The organism is Neisseria elongata subsp. elongata, from assembly GCF_900113545.1.
Lineage (GTDB): Bacteria > Pseudomonadota > Gammaproteobacteria > Burkholderiales > Neisseriaceae > Neisseria > Neisseria elongata.
On record NZ_FOPS01000014.1, the window covers coordinates 27,701 to 43,814 of the forward strand.

Genomic DNA, 16,114 nt, shown 5'->3' on the forward strand with positions numbered 1-16,114 from the left:
CCATAAGCGGAGGAGGGTGTGATGCAGAAAGAAAAAACGGTCGGCAGACAGTGTGTCGGTACACAGATTGCCGATATTCTTGAGGAACGGATTTTGCAGAATATTTATCCGGTGGGCCGGAAGCTGCCTCCTGAACGGCAGTTGGCTGAAGAGTTCGGTGTGTCGCGCCAGTCGGTGAGGGCGGCTTTGCGGATTTTGTCGGCGCGCGGGATGCTTTATGCGCGGCAGGGGGACGGACATTATGTTTCCGCGCGGGTGAGTCAGGCTTTGCAACTCGGTTGGGAGGAGGTGGCCGGCAGGCACGATATGGCCGACGAGGTATTGGATTTCCGCCGCAGTGTGGAGGGTTTGCTTGCAGGTTTGGCGGCGCAGCGGCGGACGGAAGCGGATTTGCAGCGTCTGCGCTATTGGCTTGCGGAGCTGGAGTCGGCTTACGGGCAGCATGATTCGGAACGGCAGGCGGCGGCCGATGCGGCGTTTCATCAGGTTGTGGCGGAATCGGCACATAATGTGATGTTCACGCGCCTGTCGGAGAGTTTGTTGCGTTTGCTGAAGGGGCATACGCGGCGTAATTTGGCCAATATGTTTGCCGCCGACCGTTACGCGCAGTTGTCGGAACAGCATGAGGCGATTTTCCGCGCCATTGAGAGGCAGGATGCATCGGCGGCGCAACGGGCGGCAGAAGCCCATTTGGATTATGTTCGGCGTAGTTTGCACGATGATGCGGAACGGGCGGCGCGCGAGGCTGTGTCGGCGGCTTTGGCCGAGAATGACGTTCAGGGCGTGTTTGTCGAAACTGTTGCGGGCGGTGGGAAATGATGGCGGCCGTGCGGCAATGTTGCGCCGGCGCAGGTTGGTCGGGCTGTTGGGTGGCGTTGTTTTATCCGAACCGAAAGGCAGTAATTTCTAAAATATCGGAAACGTCTGCCCAATCGGCTTTATTGGGTTTCAATGTTCTGCGGTTCGCCGTTTGGACGAATATTGGTTAATCCGTTGCCGCTGATTTGCCGGATAATGCGGAAAGGCCGTCTGAAAACTGCTTGGAACAGTTTTCAGACGGCCTTTTTGATAGTGGCACGGGGTTATTTCAAGCTGTTCTTCAAACCTTGTATCTTGTCCTGGAATAAGGTTTCGTCGAGGTTCAGGCCATGCGTTTTGGCCACTGTGGCGAATTCCTGCATGCCGGCTAAAATATCCTGGCCGCCCGCACGCATATCGTTTTGGGCGGACAGCATTGTACTTTGGCTGTTGAAGTCGGCATTGATTGCGGTTCTCAAGCCGTTGCCCATTTTTTCAAAACCTCCGGCCAGTTTGTTTTGGATGGAGCGGCCTTCGTCGCTTTTCAGTTTGAGGGCTTTGAGTTTGGGGGCAACTTTTTCTGTAAGGGCGAGCTGATCGCGCAAAACGCCGCGGACATCTTCTTCATTCTTCGCTTGGCTGATGCGTTGCCGGTATTCGGCTTCCAGATTCGGGTGGAATCCGGCATCTTTCAATGCGCCGGCAATGGAGATTAAGTCGGATTGCTGCGGATTGCCGCAGGCGGCAAGTGCGGCGATGCTGCCGATAACCAGCAGGAAACGGCTGATTGTGCGGGTGATTTGGGAGAGGATTTTATTTTGCATGATGATTTCTTTCTCAGTAAGGATAAGGCGGGGCGTTATTGTAACGGAAGGCTGGAAAAAATACAGGCCGTCTGAAAGAGGATTTTCAGACGGCCTGTTGTCCGTTGATGTTTAACGTCTGGCCAATACGGCTCCGGCGAGGTAGGAGCGTACGCCGGCGGTAATCGCGTCGGCGCACTGGCGGCGGAAGACCATGCCGCTGAGTTTGCGCTCTTCTTCCGGATTGGAGAGGAAGGCGGTTTCCACGAGGATGGACGGGATGTCGGGCGCGCGCAGGACGGCGAAGTTGGCCTGATCGATGTCGCCTTTGTGCAACTTGTTGTATTTGCCCAATTCGTTCAGCACTTTTTTGCCCAAAATCGCGCTGTCTTTGTTGGTAACGGTTTGGGTCATGTCGAGGATGGTGCTGTCGATGTCTTTGTTGCCGCCGGTTTTGACGCCGCCGATGGCATCGGCATTGTTTTGCGTTTGCGCGAGGAATTTGGCCGCAGCACTACTGGCGCCTTTGGTGCTGAGGGTATAAACGCCGGTGCCGCGCGCGCTGGGGCTGGTGAATGCGTCGGCGTGGATGGAGATGAAGAGGTCGGCGTTCAGTTTGCGCGCTTTGGCCACGCGTACGCCCAGCGGGATGAATACGTCTTCGTTGCGTGTCATATAGACTTTGTAGCCCATGCCTTCCATGCGTTTTTTGGTTTCGCGCGCAATGGAAAGGACGACGTCCTTCTCGCGCAGGCCGCTCTTGCCGATGGCACCGGGGTCTTCGCCGCCGTGGCCGGGGTCGAGCACGATAACCGGCTGGCGGCTATGTCTGCGGTCGGCCGGTGGGGGGGGCGGGGTATCGTCCGGCGTTTTGGTCGTTTTCGGCGGCTTCGGTACTTCGGGGGGCGGCTGTACCGGCGGGGTGCTGCTGCCTGTGCCTTGGTTGCTGATTTTGCCTTTCGAGTAGTCTTCCAACAGTGCCATCAGCGGGTCGTTGGCATCTTGGGCGTGCATCGGGTAGAGGTCGGCCACTAGGCGGTGTTTGAAGGTGGCCACGGGCGCGAGGGTGAAAAGCTGCGGATTGACGTCGGTTTTCAGGTCGATGACGATGCGTACGGTGTCGGCGGTGTTTTGACCGACGCGGATGATGCCGATATAGGGGTCGCTGCGTTGGACTTTGCTGTTGATGCTCTGCAAAACTTCATTAAGCTGCACGCCTTTGAGGTCGAGTACGAGGCGGCGCGGGTTGTCGAGGGTGAAGTAGTTGTATTGCAGCTTTTCCGTCGATTCCAGCGTGATGCGGCTGTAGGCGTTGGCCGGCCAGATACGGACGGCGACAAACTGCGGGGCGGCTTTGGCAAAAGCGGCCGGTGTAACGGTAAACAGCAGGCCTGCGGCGGCGCTGCGGACTATTTGGCGACGGGTAAATTTTTTATCCATGCTTCTAAACTTCTTTGGCCGTTTTCGGTTTGTGCGGATAGGGCGGCATTGCGGCCGTTGGCGCAATGCGTCAGGGTGAGTGTCAGGTCGGCGGGCGGGGTGAAGTTTCCGCCTTTTTGCGGCCACTCTATCAGGCAGACGGTGTTGCCGCCGGTCAAATCGTCCAGCCCCGCGTCTTCCCATTCCTCCGGCGCGGAGAAGCGGTAGAGGTCGAAGTGGTGCAGGGTAAAGCGGGGCAGGGGGTAGGATTCGACGATGGCGTAGGTGGGGCTTTTGACCGCTCCTTCAAAACCGAGCGCGCGCAGCAGGCTGCGGGTAAAGGTGGTTTTGCCCGCGCCCAATCCGCCTTCGAGCCAAACCGTCAGCGGTGCGGAGAGGCCGTCTGAAAACGCGGCCGCGAAAGCGGCGGTGGCGGTTTCATCCGGCAGGAAAACGGGCGTGTGGGAAACGGACATGTCGGCCTGACCTGAAAAAAGCACGGATTATGCGTCAAACCGCCGCCCTTGCAAACCTTTGAAACGGCAGAAACGGCAAAAATACCCGTATTTCCCGACAAGCGGCAGGCAAACGGCGTGAAAGGCGTTTAGGCGCGGAAGCGGTTTGGTATAGAATGCGCGTTTTCTTTTTTCAGACGGCCTCTTTCGGCTGATTGTTATGAATACACCCAACCAACGCCCCATCGGCGTTTTTGATTCCGGTGTCGGCGGCCTGACCAACGTGCGCGCCCTGATGGAACGCCTGCCGCTGGAAAACATTGTTTATTTCGGCGACACCGCCCGCGTGCCCTACGGCGTGAAGTCGCGGGCGACCATCGAAACCTTTACCGCCCAAATCGTCGGCTTCATGCTCGAACACGACGTAAAGGCACTTGTCATCGCCTGTAACACCATCGCGGCCGTGGCCGGGCATAAAGTACGGCAGATGGCGGGCAATATGCCGGTTTTGGACGTAATCAGTGCTGGGGCGCAGGCGGCGTTGGCCACCACGCGCAACAACCACATCGGCGTGATTGCCACCAACACTACGGTAAACAGCAACGCCTACGCGCGCGAAATCCACCGCCGTAATCCCGCCGCGCGCGTGCAATCGCAGGCCTGTCCGCTATTCGTGCCGTTGGTGGAGGAGGGTTGGCTGGATCACGAAGTTACCCGCCTGACCGCGCGGGAATATTTGAAGCCGCTGTTGGCCGAAGACGTGGACACGCTGGTGTTGGGCTGCACCCACTATCCGCTGCTCAAGCCGCTTTTGCAGCAGGAGGCGCCGCATTTGCAACTGGTCGATTCGGCACTGACCACTGCCGAAGCTGCCGCCCGGGCCTTGCAGGCCGAAGGGCTGCTTAACGACGGTACGGGGCAGACTGCCGACTACCGTTTCTACGTCAGCGATATCCCGCTGCGTTTCCAAACCATAGGCGAACGCTTTTTGGGGCGCAGTTTGCAGCAGATTGAAATGGTGTCGCTGGGATAGGGTTTGTGAGTTGGCCGCTGCGGTTTCCGCATCCGTTCACTAATAAAAGCGGCAAATTCGAGGTGTCCGACCTTACTGCGGTTTCCGCTTTGAATTTGCCGCTTTTTAGCCAAAATCCGCTTGAAAACCGGCGGTCAATAAATCTTGGGCCGTCGGTTTGACAAAGAGGCCGTCTGAAAACCCGTATCGCAGGTTTTCAGACGGCCTCGATTTTGGATTGCGCCTACTGCGCTTCAGGCCTCGGGCAGCTTTCGGTGCGCGGTTTGAGTTTCTGATAGGCCTCGCAGGCTCGGTAGAGGTCGGGGTAGAGGTTTTTGAAATACGGCGAGGCGTGGATTTGCTTCGCGTAATAGTTCAGCGAAGAAGGGTAGTAGTGATAGAGTTTTTCCAGCCATTCGGCCGCTTTTTCGGTATTGCCCTCGCGGTATTCGTAGAGGGCGTATTGATAGGCGGTGGCGTAGGGGCGGTGCCGCAGAGCGCGTTTGGACGCTTCGGCCGCCCAGGGGCGGATTTCCGGGTCGAAGGGCGTGCCGCGTCGGGTCAGCGAGAGGTCGGCGTAGTAGGCCAGTAGTGGTTCGGTACGCGCGATGCGTTCCAATCCGGCAACTTTGCGGACAACTTCTTCGGCGGTGTCGGTTTTTACATGGTGGTCGAATTTCACCAAATCGTTGTAAACGAAGCCGAGTTTGACGATGCCGCAGATGATGAGGAAGGCGGAGGCGGCGGGCAGCATGGCTTTGATGCCGTAGCCCGTCCGAATGCGGGTTTCAGACGGCGTGATGCTCATCATGACGGCAAAGGCGGTTAGGAAATAGATGTACCACAGCGGGTATTCCAACATGCTGTGGCACAGGCTGACGGTCATCAGCGCGAGCGGCAGCATGCTTTCGGCGGAAGCAGGCCGTCTGAAATACGGCCATATCACCCACAGCGCGCCGCCGAATACCAGCAGCGTGCCGACCAGCCCCATTTCGGACAACAGCTGCAAAACGATGTTGTGCGAATGGGTAAACAACACGCTGATGCCGTTGGGGCTGAAACCGTTGGGAAAACTGCCGGCAAGGAAGCCCTGAAGGGGATAGCTGTCCCAGCCGTGCCCCCACAGCGGCGCATCTCGGAACACGCGCCAGGCGTTGCGCCATTCGAGGTCGCGGGCGGACATGGCGAAAGAGCTGCCCTCTATCCGCTGCAAGGCGGTTTCCACCTGACTGATGCCCAGCCAGCCCAAGACGGCGTTCAGCGAAAACTGCACCGCCACCACCATGCCCAGCGCAAACAAAGTAATCAACAGCAGGCGGTTGCCTCCGCGCCCCTGCCGCCACCGCCAAAACAAGGCCAGCAGGCCGACGGCGGCCACATACAGCAAAATCGTGCGCGAATTGACCAGCCCCATAGTACCCGACAGGAACAGCACCGCCGCCGCGCCGAGCAGGGCATGCAGGCGGCGTTGCGACCACAACCACGCCGCTGAAAGCAGGCCCCACATCAGGTAATGCCCCAAATGATTGCGCTGGCCGAGCTGGCCGGTAATATTGTTTTTCGCCCCCAAGGCCAGATAACCCGTGAAATGGCTTGTCCAGCCCGCATACTGCATCACCGCCACCGCCGCCTGCAGGCAGCCGCCGATCAGCAAAACCCAGGCCAGCGCGGCGGTAACCCGTTCCTGCCCCAGCGAGGCTACCCAACCCCGGCAGGCCCATGCCGCCAGCGACAGCACGACGAACGCCCAGGCCGCCATATCGCTCATGCCTAGATAATCCAGCCCCATCACCCGCGCCTGTACATGCCAAAAGGCCGCCAGCAAGAGGAAATACACCGTTCCGCGCGGCGGCAATACATTTAGACGGCCTGTGGCGAAAGTCAGCAGCACCAACAGCAGCGCGAACACCAGCGAACCGCTTTCCAAATAAAAACTGCTCAAAGGGCCGACGCGCAAAATCGATAAAAACGGCACCGCCGCAATCAGGAAAAAGGCGGACAACAGCCAAGCAAACGCCCACGCGCCGCCCTTGTTGGTCAGGGAAAAATCATCACGCATGAGTACGCTCCCGAATCCGTTTCACATACAGCAGGCAGGAAACGAAATACAGCAAACTGAGCACCACCGCCCCCGCCGCACACCACCGTCCGGCGGGCGTATGGTCGAACAAACGCATCACCGCCTCGGCGAAATACAGCAGAATCATCATGCACGACCACTGAAACGTATATACGCGGCCTTTCAACACCCCCGCCAGCGGCAGGCATAAGGGCAAAGCCTTCAAAGCCAGCCAGGAGCCGCCCTCGCGCAACGGCGCGAACCACAATTCCCAGGCCAGGCACAGCGCAATCAAGGCCGACAGGCTGAACACCGCCAAACGCTGCGGCAGAAGGGCATGATTGGTTTTATCCATTTTTCAAATCTTTATATCCATAACGGTTGCGGACAGGCCGTCTGAAAACCCCGCCTGCTGCGTATGCCCAAACGGGGCTTCCGCAACAGGCGCGGTTGTCGCGAAAGTTAAAATGAAGCCGGCGGACGGCGGATTGCAGCCCTGCCGATGGCGGGAAAAGCATGAAACGCAGCGTCCGCAGCGAGGCGCGCATTATAGGCCAAGGCCGTCTGAAAACGAAGCATCCGCAGCGGGGCGCAGTTCGGGGTGGGCAAGGTTGCTGCGCCTTCTGCGCGGGCGCGGTTTTCAGACGGCCTGTTTCAATTCCCGTCATGCAGCAGGTATAATGCGGCCTATTTTCAACAAAGGCCGTCTGAAACCTTTGCCGAACATTGTGTGCGCACAAGATTGGGCAAAGGTTTTATTCGGAAAAACGACCGCGCCGCCCGTCGGCGTTCCGGCGTTTCCGGCGTATGGAAACCCCGCTTCCCGGCTTGAGCCGCGGTTTGGCCTTGCCGCCGCGTTTCCCGCCGAAGCAGTGTTTCAGACGGCCTGCTTCACGGAATCCCTATGCTGAAAAAACTCTGGCGCAAAGTGGCGGGCAAACCCGCCGCCGAAGCCGTCAAAACCGTCCTGCCGTTAGAGCGGCACGGCTTTACCGCCGACCACATCAGCTTCGCCGCCGAAAAAGTCGTCTCACGCCTGCAACAGGCCGGCTATGAAGCCTATGTGGTCGGCGGCGCAGTGCGCGACCTCCTGATCGGCGCGGAACCGAAAGACTTCGACGTCGCCACCAACGCCACGCCCGAAGAAGTCCGCGCCGTCTTCCGCCGCAGCCGCATCATCGGCCGCCGCTTCCGCATCGTCCACGTCATGGTGGGGCCCGAAACCATCGAAGTTACCACCTTCCGAGGCGGCGGCAAGGCAGTGCAGAACGAGCAGGGTCGGATTATGAAGGACAACACCTACGGCACGCTGGCCGAAGACGCGGGGCGGCGCGACTTTACCTGCAACGCCCTCTATTTCGACCCTGTGAAAGGCGAAATCATCGATTTCCACAACGGCGTCGAAGATGTCAAAGCCCGCAGGCTGGTGATGATAGGCGACCCGGCCGAACGCTATCAGGAAGACCCCGTCCGCATCCTGCGCGCCGTTCGACTGGCGGGCAAACTCGGCTTTACGGTGGAAGAACGCACCGCCGCACCGATTGCCAAATACGCAGGCCGTCTGAAAGAAGAGCCGCCCGCCCGCCTGTTTGACGAAATCATGAAACTCCTCTTTTCAGGCTACGCCCGCCGCTGCCTCGACCAGTTTCACACATTGGGCATAGACACCCCCATCCACCCGCTGCTCGACGCATTGCAGCAGGCATCGCGCGGCGGCAGGCCGAACATGGTAACCGCCTCCCTGAAAAGCACCGACGAACGCCTGCGCGCCGACAAATCCGTTTCCGTCGGCTTCGTCCTCGCCGCCCTGATGTGGGAACCGCTCAACGGCTATTGGCAAAAACGCATGGAACGCGGCGAAAAAGCCGCCCCCGCCCTGACGGAAGCCATTGCCGAACTGCGCGAAACCATGGAAAAAGGCTGGGGCGTGCCGCAAAAATACGCCGCCACCATGCGCGAAATCTGGGTATTGCAGCCCCAGTTCGACAACCGCCGCGGCGCACGGCCGCACCGCCTACTGGCGCAGGCACGGTTCCGCGCCGCCTACGACTTCCTCATGCTGCGCGCCCAGCTCGGCCAAGCCGCCCGCGAACTGGCCGACTGGTGGACGACATTCCAACATGCCGACGAAACCGAACGCGCCGCCATGACCGCCGCCGCCCCGCAAAACCCGAACGAAGGCACGAAAAAACGCCGCCGCCCGCGCAAACGCAAAAAAAGCGGCAACGCCGCCGCCGAAGCCTGACTTCGGCCGACAGACAAAGGCCGTCTGAAAACCGATTTTCCGCAAACTGTCTTTCAGACGGCCTCAAATACCCTTCCAACCGATTAACCTTATTTACAGGAAACCCAAAATGGCAGCCTACAACATCCAAAAAGTCCTGTCCGTACACCACTGGACGGACGCCTATTTCACCTTCACCTGCACCCGCGACGAATCCCTGCGTTTTGAAAACGGCCAGTTCGTCATGGTCGGCCTGATGGTGGACGGCAAACCGCTGATGCGCGCATACAGCGTCGCCAGCGCGAACTACGAAGAACACCTCGAATTTTTCAGCATCAAAGTGCAGGACGGCCCGCTGACCAGCCGCCTGCAACACCTCAAAGTCGGCGACGAAGTCCTCATCAGCAAAAAGCCCACCGGCACACTGGTGGCCGGCGACCTCAATCCCGGCAAACACCTCTACCTGCTTTCCACAGGTACAGGCATCGCCCCCTTCCTGGCTGTTACCAAAGACCCTGAAATCTACGACATGTTTGAAAAAGTGATTTTGGTGCACGGCGTGCGGTACAAAAAAGATTTGGCCTATTACGACCGTTTCACCAAAGAATTGCCGAACGACGAATACCTGGGCGAAATGATCCGTGAAAAACTGATTTACTACCCCATCGTTTCCCGCGAAGACTACGAACACCACGGCCGCCTGACCGACCTGATGGAAAGCGGCAAGATGTTTGAAGACATCGGCCTGCCCAAAATCAACCCGCAGGACGACCGCGCCATGCTGTGCGGCAGTCCCGCCATGTTGAAAGACACACGCCGCGTATTGAACGATTTCGGCCTGGTCGAATCGCCCAAAGTCGGCGTGCGCGGCGATTTCCTGATTGAACGCGCGTTCGTCGATCAATAAGCCGCCCCAGCCTTATAGGCCGTCTGAAAAAAAAACACCGCCCCGAAACCGCATTCCGGCTTCGGGGCGTTCGTATTGCAAAAACAACGCAGACAATACTGTCAACACCACTATCATCGCAAACACCGCGACTGGGACGATGATTACGATGATTGGGACGATTACGACGACGATTAAATCCGCAGTGTAAATATCTGAAAAAAGGCCGTCTGAAAGATTCAGACGGCCTTTTGTGTGCCGGAAAACCCTGTCAGGCCGGTTCCGCCATTTCCAACGCCTGTTTGATGTCTACGGCGACGACGCGCGATACGCCTTTTTCCTGCATGGTTACGCCGACGAGCTGCTCTGCCATTTCCATGGTCAGGCGGTTGTGGGAGATGTAGAGGAACTGGGTTTGCGCCGACATTTCTTTGACCAGGTTGCAGAAACGCGAGGTGTTGGCGTCGTCCAGCGGGGCGTCGACTTCGTCCAGAAGGCAGAAGGGGGCGGGATTGAGGCTGAACAGGGCGAACACGAGGCTCATGGCGGTGAGGGCTTTTTCGCCGCCGGAGAGGAGGTGGATGGTGCTGTTTTTCTTGCCGGGCGGGCGCGCCATGATGGACACGCCGGCGGTCAGGAGGTCGTCGCCTATCATTTTGAGGGTGGCTTCGCCGCCGCCGAACAGGGTGGGGAAGAAGGTTTGGACTTTGCCGTTGACGGCATCGAAGGTTTCTTTGAAGCGCGCTTTGGTTTTGTCGTCGATTTGGGCGATGGCTTCTTCCAAAAGGGTAATGGCTGCCTGCACGTCTTCGCTCTGGCTGCGGTAGTAGCCGTCGCGTTCGCGCGCTTCTTCGAGTTCTTGCAGGGCGGCGAGGTTGACGGCGCCGAGGGCTTCGATTTGCTGGGTGAGGCTGCCGATGCTACTGTTCAATACTTTCGGCGATTCTTTCGCCAACGCTTCGAGCGCGTCCAAATCGGCGGCGCGTTCGGTCAGGTTTTGATGGTAGCGTTTGGCGTTGATCAGGGCTTCCTGCTGCTGCAACAGGGCGGTTTGGGTGGCGGCCTGAAGCTGCGGCAGCTTGGTTTGCAGGGCTTGTACGCGGGCGTATTGCTCCCTGCCCTGCTCCTGAATCTGCGCGAGTTTTTCCTGCACGGCGATGTATTCTTCGTCCAGCGTGTGCACGGCTTCGGTCAGCTCGTCGAGCTTGATGTGCTGCTCGTCGTTTTGGAACTCGGTTTCATAGGCGAGGGCAAGCTCTTGCTGGCGTTCTTGCCAGTCCAGGGTTTGCTGTTCGAGCCGGACGATTTGCTGTTGGCAGTTTTGTTTTTGCTGGTTGAGTTTGTGGACGGCGACTTCGGCCAGCCCGTATTGGCGGTTGGCTTCCAGCAGGGCAAGCTGCGCCTGTTTCAGACGGCCTTGCTGCTCTTGGCGGCTGTGTGCGGTAGTTTGCTGCTGGTGTTCGAGTTCGGCGGCGGCTTCCTGCAAAGTAACAATGTCGTCTGAAAGCCCGTCGGACGTGTGTTGCAACACGGTCTGTTCTTCCGCCAACTGCGCCAGTTCGCGCTCGATGTGTTCGCGGCGGATTTGCCCTTGGTTGGTGCGCGCCAGAAGTTCGGCGGCGCGTTGCTGCGCTTGGCTGTATTGGCGCGTGTGCTGCTGTTGCTGCTGCATCAGGTTTTTGTGCTGCACTTCGGACGAGCGCACGGTAGCCTCCGCCTGTTTGAACGCGGCTTCGGCGGCGGAGAGTTCGGGAGCGAGGTTTTCCAGTTCGGACGCGATGCCGTCGAGGCGCGCTTTTTGGGCAATCAGGCTTTCCTGCGCGGGTTTGGCATAGAGCAGGACGCTGACTTTGTCGACCTGATGGCCTTCGGGCGTGAGCCAGATTTGGTGTGCGCCCAAATCGCTTTGATGAGCGAAGGCGTAGCTCAAATCGGGCGCGCACAATACGCCGTCGAGCCAGTGGTGCAATGCCGTCTGAAACGGCGGCTGCGTTTGGATTTGGTTCAGCAATGCCTGTACGGGCAGGGATTTTTTGATGCCGCCGGAGAGGTCGTCTGAAAGCCATGCCGCCTGCCCTTGCGGCAACGGCGCGGGCGGGACAAAGCCGTGTGGCACGGCGCGGGCGTGCAGGCGTTCGGCCAGGATGACGGACAAGGCGTGTTGCCACTCGGCGGGGGCGGTGATGTGTTGCCACAGTTGCGGCGCGGCGGCGTGGTCGGTTGCCTGCCAGAAGTCGGCGGTTTCCTGCTGTTGCGACAGGATTTGCGATAACGCCTGCTGCTGCGCCTGCAAGGTGATGTGTTGCTGCTTCAGGCTTTGGAAGCGGCTCGAGGCCGTCTGAAATGCCTCGCGGGCGGCGTGTAAGGCTTCTTCGGCGGCGATGATTTGTTCTTCGTAATGCTCTTGCTGGCTTTGCAACAAGGCGGCGGCTTCCTGCGCGGCGGCGGTTTCCGCTTCGTCGGGCAGGTTCAGGGCTTGGTTTTCCTGTTTCAGACGACCTTTGCGCTCTTCGTGCTTGGCAACGGTTTGTTCGGCATGGGCAAGCTGCTGCTGTTTCAACGCCAGTTCGCGGCGGATGCGGTTTGCCTCGTCCTGCTGGGTTTGGAAGGCGGCGTTGAGCGTGGCTTGGGCTTCTTCCAATTCGGGCAGACGCTCTTCGTGTTCGGCAACCTGCATCGCCCATTCTGCCAACTCGGTTTGCTTTTCTTCGGCCTGCAACTCGTTTTCCTCAAGCTGCACGCGGATTTGCTGCTGCTCCTGATGGATGCGCTGCATCTGCGCCTGCGCCGCCTGTTTGTCGCGTTCGATGCGTTGGTGCAGGTTTTGCTGATGGCGGATTTGTTCTTCCAAACGGGCAATCTGCTCGCGCAACACGCCGCGTTTGTTGCTCAATTCATGCACCGCCTGCTGCTGCGATTGTTCGGCGGTCTGCAAGGCGTGCACTTCTTCATTTAACTCCTGAACCTGCGCGGCGGTTTCGTCCTGCTGCGCCTGCAAAGACTGATGCTGCGCGGTCGCCTTGTCGGCGGCGGCAAGCGATTGCTGCCATTGGGCGTAATCGAGCAAATCCTGTTGTTGGTTCAACTGCGCAGTCAGGGATTTGTAGCGTTCGGCGGTTTCCGCCTGTTTCTCCAGCTTTTCCACCTGACGCGCCAACTCGTTCTGCAAATCGCCCAAACGCTGCAAATGCTCGCGCGTGTCTTTCAGACGACCTTCCGTCTCCTTGCGGCGTTCCTTATATTTGGACACACCCGCCGCCTCCTCGATATAGGCGCGCAACTCCTCCGGCCGCGCTTCGATGATGCGCGAAATCATTCCCTGCTCGATAACGGCATAACCGCGCGCGCCCACGCCCGTACCCAGAAACAAATCAGTAATGTCGCGGCGGCGCACAGTCTGATTGTTGATGAAATAAGTCGATTCACCCTGACGCGTCAACTGCCGCTTGATGCTCACCTCGGCATACTGTCCCCACGCCCCCTGCAAACTGTGGTCGCTGTTGTCAAACACCAGCTCCACCGAAGCCCTCGGCGCAGGACGGCGCGTCGCCGCACCGTTAAAAATCACGTCCTGCATACTCTCGCCGCGAAGCTGCTTAGCCGAAGCCTCGCCCAACACCCAGCGCACCGCGTCAATCACATTCGACTTGCCGCAGCCGTTCGGCCCGATAACCGCAACAAGCTGCCCCGGCACATGAATCGTGGTCGGGTCGGTAAAAGATTTGAAGCCGGAGAGTTTGATGTGGGTCAGGCGCATGGGATAAGGACGGGGAGAAAAGCGGGGTATTCTAAATGAAAACAAAAAATCTGTCAGATAACAGGGATTTCGATTGTTGAGTCTGGAGGTTGAATAATATGGTAATAATATTACGAAGAATTTTGCGGAATAACCGTTTGTCTGTAATAAACTGCCGTTTAATTCCACCAAGGGTAAACGGAGTGTAAATTCGTATATCATGTAGGATAAAGTAAATCTAACTGCGCCTATTACTTTTGAGTTATGGTCAGTAGGTTGAATTTGATAATTTATTCCACTGGCGGTTGTTTTTTATTACTGCGCCATATTTGTATGGCATGATATTTTAAATTCTGTTGGTGGTTTGTCACTTAAATTTAGCAATTTAAATTGTATAAACTGGAGTTTATGGGTGAATGAAAACGTGTAATAAAATTAGCCTGCTGGTTTTATCTGTAATCTTGGCAGGTTGTTCTACCAGTGGTCAAAGGGAAAGATGGATTGATGTTGTAGATGGCGGATACAACACGGATGTGCCGGCAGATAGGGCATCGGTTGTATTTTATCGTCAGGCGGATGCACTTGATGGACCTACTGTAAATATATATACAAATAACCAATATATGGGTTCATTGCAGCCTAATGCCTACCGTCAAGAAATTGTATGCGCCAAAAATCAACGTTTTTTTGCTGAATTTACTAAGTGGGATAAGGCTTATTTAGAGAAGGCGAGTAAAGGGAATTACTATAATCTTCCTGAAGGGGCTGTCTCATTTTTTAGGGTTGTTAAAAATGAGAATGGACACCCTGAGTTAGAAGCTGTTTCTCCAGAGCAGGCGGAAAGCGAAATGAAGGGAGTAAAGCGCCAGAATCATACTTTGTCTAGGGTATCTGCAAATCAAGATTGCTCCTCTTTTGTTATGAAGAAATATACGTTGGAGGCATCCGCGCTGTTTTATTTTAATAAGTCGTCGTATCAAGATATGTTGCAAAAAGGTAAGGAGGAGATTGCCACCATTGCTCAAGAGATTCAGCAAAATGCAGGACAGATTGGTGGTATTTCTGTGATAGGTCATACAGATCCGGAAGGTCGGCATGATTATAACGATAAATTATCTTATCAAAGGGCAGCTACGGTAAAACAAGTATTGGAGGAAAATGGTGTTTCTTCCCATTTGATATTACTTGAGGGTAAGGGGGCTCGGGAGTTGGTAATTTCTAACTGTCGTGTTAAGTACCCGAATAATGCAAAAGATCGGCAGGAATGTGATCAGCCAAATCGTCGTGTAGAAATTGTTGTGCATGGTTTGGGAAAATAAGTCAGTAGTAATAAAACATTTAATAAATAGGTGAAAATAATGTCTAAAAATATTACATTAAATATCAATAATTCTAAATCAACTATTGAGACAATGCAGTTTAAGACGGCTGGTGGTCAAGCGCTCCGTATTCCGGCGCAAAATAAAGTTAATTATCAATTTATTGATGATGCGACAGGGTTTGGTCCTGAGAATATTATGACTAAACGCGTTGGCGATAATTTGGAAATCGCATTTGAAGGGACGGATATATCTAATCCGGATTTAATTATTGAGGGATATTATGCTGATGCTGCTGCGGCGGAAAGTGGAAGTATATTGGTAGGGCAGCATGAAAATGGCAGTATGTACCCTTATGTTCCGGAAAGTACAATGCAAGAGGAAGCTGTGACAATGCTGGCCGAGGATGTTGCAGCAGGTCAGGCACTGGGTGGTGAGCTTATCGCAGCTGGAGCGTTGAGTCCTTTGTGGGGAGCTGCTGGTGCCGCATCATTGGCAGCAATAGGGGGGGCTGCTTCTGCCTCCAAAGGAGGAGGGGATACTAATCAGGCACTTACTGTTAGTTTGAATGCTCCTGATTTAACAACTGATAAATCTCCTGTTATCTCAGGTACAACGACGGCCGTGCCAGGTAGCATGGTAACTGTCACTGTTAAGGATGCCAATGGTGATGTCCAAGAAGTGACGATACCGGTTGATGAGGAAGGTAAATTTGCGGTTCGGATGCCTAATCCGTTGGCTGTGGGTGATTATACTGCTTCAGCTGTTGTTGTTAATTCTGACAACGGACAACGTGCTGCTGTTAGTGATCCTGGTTCTGTCATTGAACCCCTTACAATTACGGTTGATGCTCCTGATAATACTACTGATAACACCCCCATTATTACAGGCACGACGAATGCGTCTCAAGGTTCTATAGTGACGCTTGTTGTAACTGATAGCAAAGGAAATCAGCAAACAATTCGTGTGCCAGTAGATGAGGAAGGCAATTATTCAGTTGAGGTGCCGGCAGCATTACCAGATGGCAATTATACTGTTGATGCTGTGGTAATTGATCCTGCGCAAAATCAGGCAGTAGCACAAGATCCTGGTTCTGTTGACACAACTGCGCCGGTGATTACCGTAGACGCACCGGACGGCGTCAGCACAGACAACACTCCGCTGATCAAAGGCCACGTTGAAGGCGTACCTGCGGGCAGCACCGTGACCCTGGTGGTGACCGATGCCCAAGGCGCAAGCCAGACCGTCACCGCCCAAACCGACGCCAACGGCGACTACCAAGTTGAAGTACCGGGTGCCTTGGCAGACGGCGTGTACACCGTTGACGCGAGCGTGAGCGACGCAGCTGGCAACAGCAGCACCGCCCAAGACAAAGGCGAAATCGACGCGACCGCGCCGGTGAT

13 protein-coding genes are annotated in these 16,114 nt (G+C 56.4%); 7 read left to right on the forward strand and 6 right to left on the reverse strand.

Annotation, left to right across the window (positions count from 1 at the left end):
- Window positions 1-21: 21 nt before the first annotated feature.
- A complete protein-coding gene (locus BM261_RS10805; RefSeq protein WP_074898175.1) occupies window positions 22-819 on the forward strand; it encodes a FadR/GntR family transcriptional regulator in 798 nt (265 codons plus the stop codon).
- A 263-nt stretch (window positions 820-1,082) separates the two neighbouring features.
- On the opposite strand, the gene BM261_RS10810 is transcribed toward BM261_RS10805, so the two are convergent.
- The 3 genes from BM261_RS10810 to tsaE all read right to left on the reverse strand — a co-directional run bounded on the left by BM261_RS10810 (window position 1,083) and on the right by tsaE (window position 3,496).
- Entirely contained in the window at window positions 1,083-1,622 is a 540-nt protein-coding gene (locus BM261_RS10810) for a hypothetical protein (protein ID WP_074898185.1), read from the reverse strand.
- Between the two features lie 111 nt (window positions 1,623-1,733).
- Window positions 1,734-3,041: an N-acetylmuramoyl-L-alanine amidase gene (locus BM261_RS10815; protein WP_074898189.1), complete on the reverse strand. Its 1,308-nt coding sequence runs from the start codon at window positions 3,039-3,041 to the stop codon at window positions 1,734-1,736.
- Window positions 3,011-3,496, reverse strand: a complete 486-nt coding sequence (gene tsaE / locus BM261_RS10820; protein ID WP_074898192.1) for a tRNA (adenosine(37)-N6)-threonylcarbamoyltransferase complex ATPase subunit type 1 TsaE — start codon at window positions 3,494-3,496, stop codon at window positions 3,011-3,013. The genes BM261_RS10815 and tsaE overlap by 31 nt, the downstream gene beginning before the upstream one ends.
- A 199-nt stretch (window positions 3,497-3,695) precedes the next feature.
- On the opposite strand from tsaE, the gene murI reads away from it, so the two are divergent.
- The gene (murI, locus tag BM261_RS10825) at window positions 3,696-4,508 is read left to right on the forward strand and encodes a glutamate racemase (RefSeq protein WP_074898194.1); all 813 of its coding nucleotides are present in this window, start codon (window positions 3,696-3,698) and stop codon (window positions 4,506-4,508) included.
- 223 nt (window positions 4,509-4,731) lie between these two features.
- Here murI and BM261_RS10830 read toward each other — a convergent pair whose 3' ends face one another.
- Complete coding sequence (locus BM261_RS10830; protein WP_074898196.1) at window positions 4,732-6,546, reverse strand: PglL family O-oligosaccharyltransferase; 1,815 nt, start codon at window positions 6,544-6,546, stop codon at window positions 4,732-4,734.
- Window positions 6,539-6,901, reverse strand: a complete 363-nt coding sequence (locus BM261_RS10835) for a DUF2069 domain-containing protein (protein ID WP_074898199.1) — start codon at window positions 6,899-6,901, stop codon at window positions 6,539-6,541. Before BM261_RS10835 ends, BM261_RS10830 begins: the two co-directional genes overlap by 8 nt.
- 161 nt (window positions 6,902-7,062) lie before the next feature.
- Between BM261_RS10835 and BM261_RS12715 the strand changes: the two genes are divergently transcribed.
- The 3 genes from BM261_RS12715 to BM261_RS10850 all read left to right on the forward strand — a co-directional run bounded on the left by BM261_RS12715 (window position 7,063) and on the right by BM261_RS10850 (window position 9,677).
- Complete coding sequence (locus BM261_RS12715; protein WP_159069878.1) at window positions 7,063-7,227, forward strand: hypothetical protein; 165 nt, start codon at window positions 7,063-7,065, stop codon at window positions 7,225-7,227.
- Window positions 7,228-7,450: 223 nt separating this feature from the next.
- Window positions 7,451-8,791 carry a polynucleotide adenylyltransferase PcnB gene (gene pcnB / locus BM261_RS10845; RefSeq protein WP_074898205.1) on the forward strand — a complete coding sequence of 447 codons (1,341 nt, stop codon included), beginning with the start codon at window positions 7,451-7,453 and terminating at the stop codon, window positions 8,789-8,791.
- Window positions 8,792-8,900: 109 nt separating this feature from the next.
- A complete protein-coding gene (locus BM261_RS10850; RefSeq protein ID WP_070454233.1) occupies window positions 8,901-9,677 on the forward strand; it encodes a ferredoxin--NADP reductase in 777 nt (258 codons plus the stop codon).
- 250 nt (window positions 9,678-9,927) lie between these two features.
- Here the strand turns inward: BM261_RS10850 and smc are convergent, their stop codons facing one another.
- On the reverse strand, window positions 9,928-13,413 hold the full coding sequence (gene smc / locus BM261_RS10860) for a chromosome segregation protein SMC (protein WP_074898208.1): 3,486 nt from the start codon (window positions 13,411-13,413) through the stop codon (window positions 9,928-9,930).
- A gap of 395 nt (window positions 13,414-13,808) precedes the next feature.
- Here smc and BM261_RS10865 point away from each other — a divergent pair, with 395 nt between their 5' ends.
- Both BM261_RS10865 and BM261_RS10870 read left to right on the forward strand, forming a co-directional pair.
- Window positions 13,809-14,711, forward strand: a complete 903-nt coding sequence (locus BM261_RS10865; RefSeq protein ID WP_074898212.1) for an OmpA family protein — start codon at window positions 13,809-13,811, stop codon at window positions 14,709-14,711.
- Between the two features lie 39 nt (window positions 14,712-14,750).
- Window positions 14,751-16,114 (forward strand): Ig-like domain-containing protein (locus BM261_RS10870; RefSeq protein ID WP_218149077.1); only part of this gene is annotated, 1,364 nt, incomplete at its 3' end.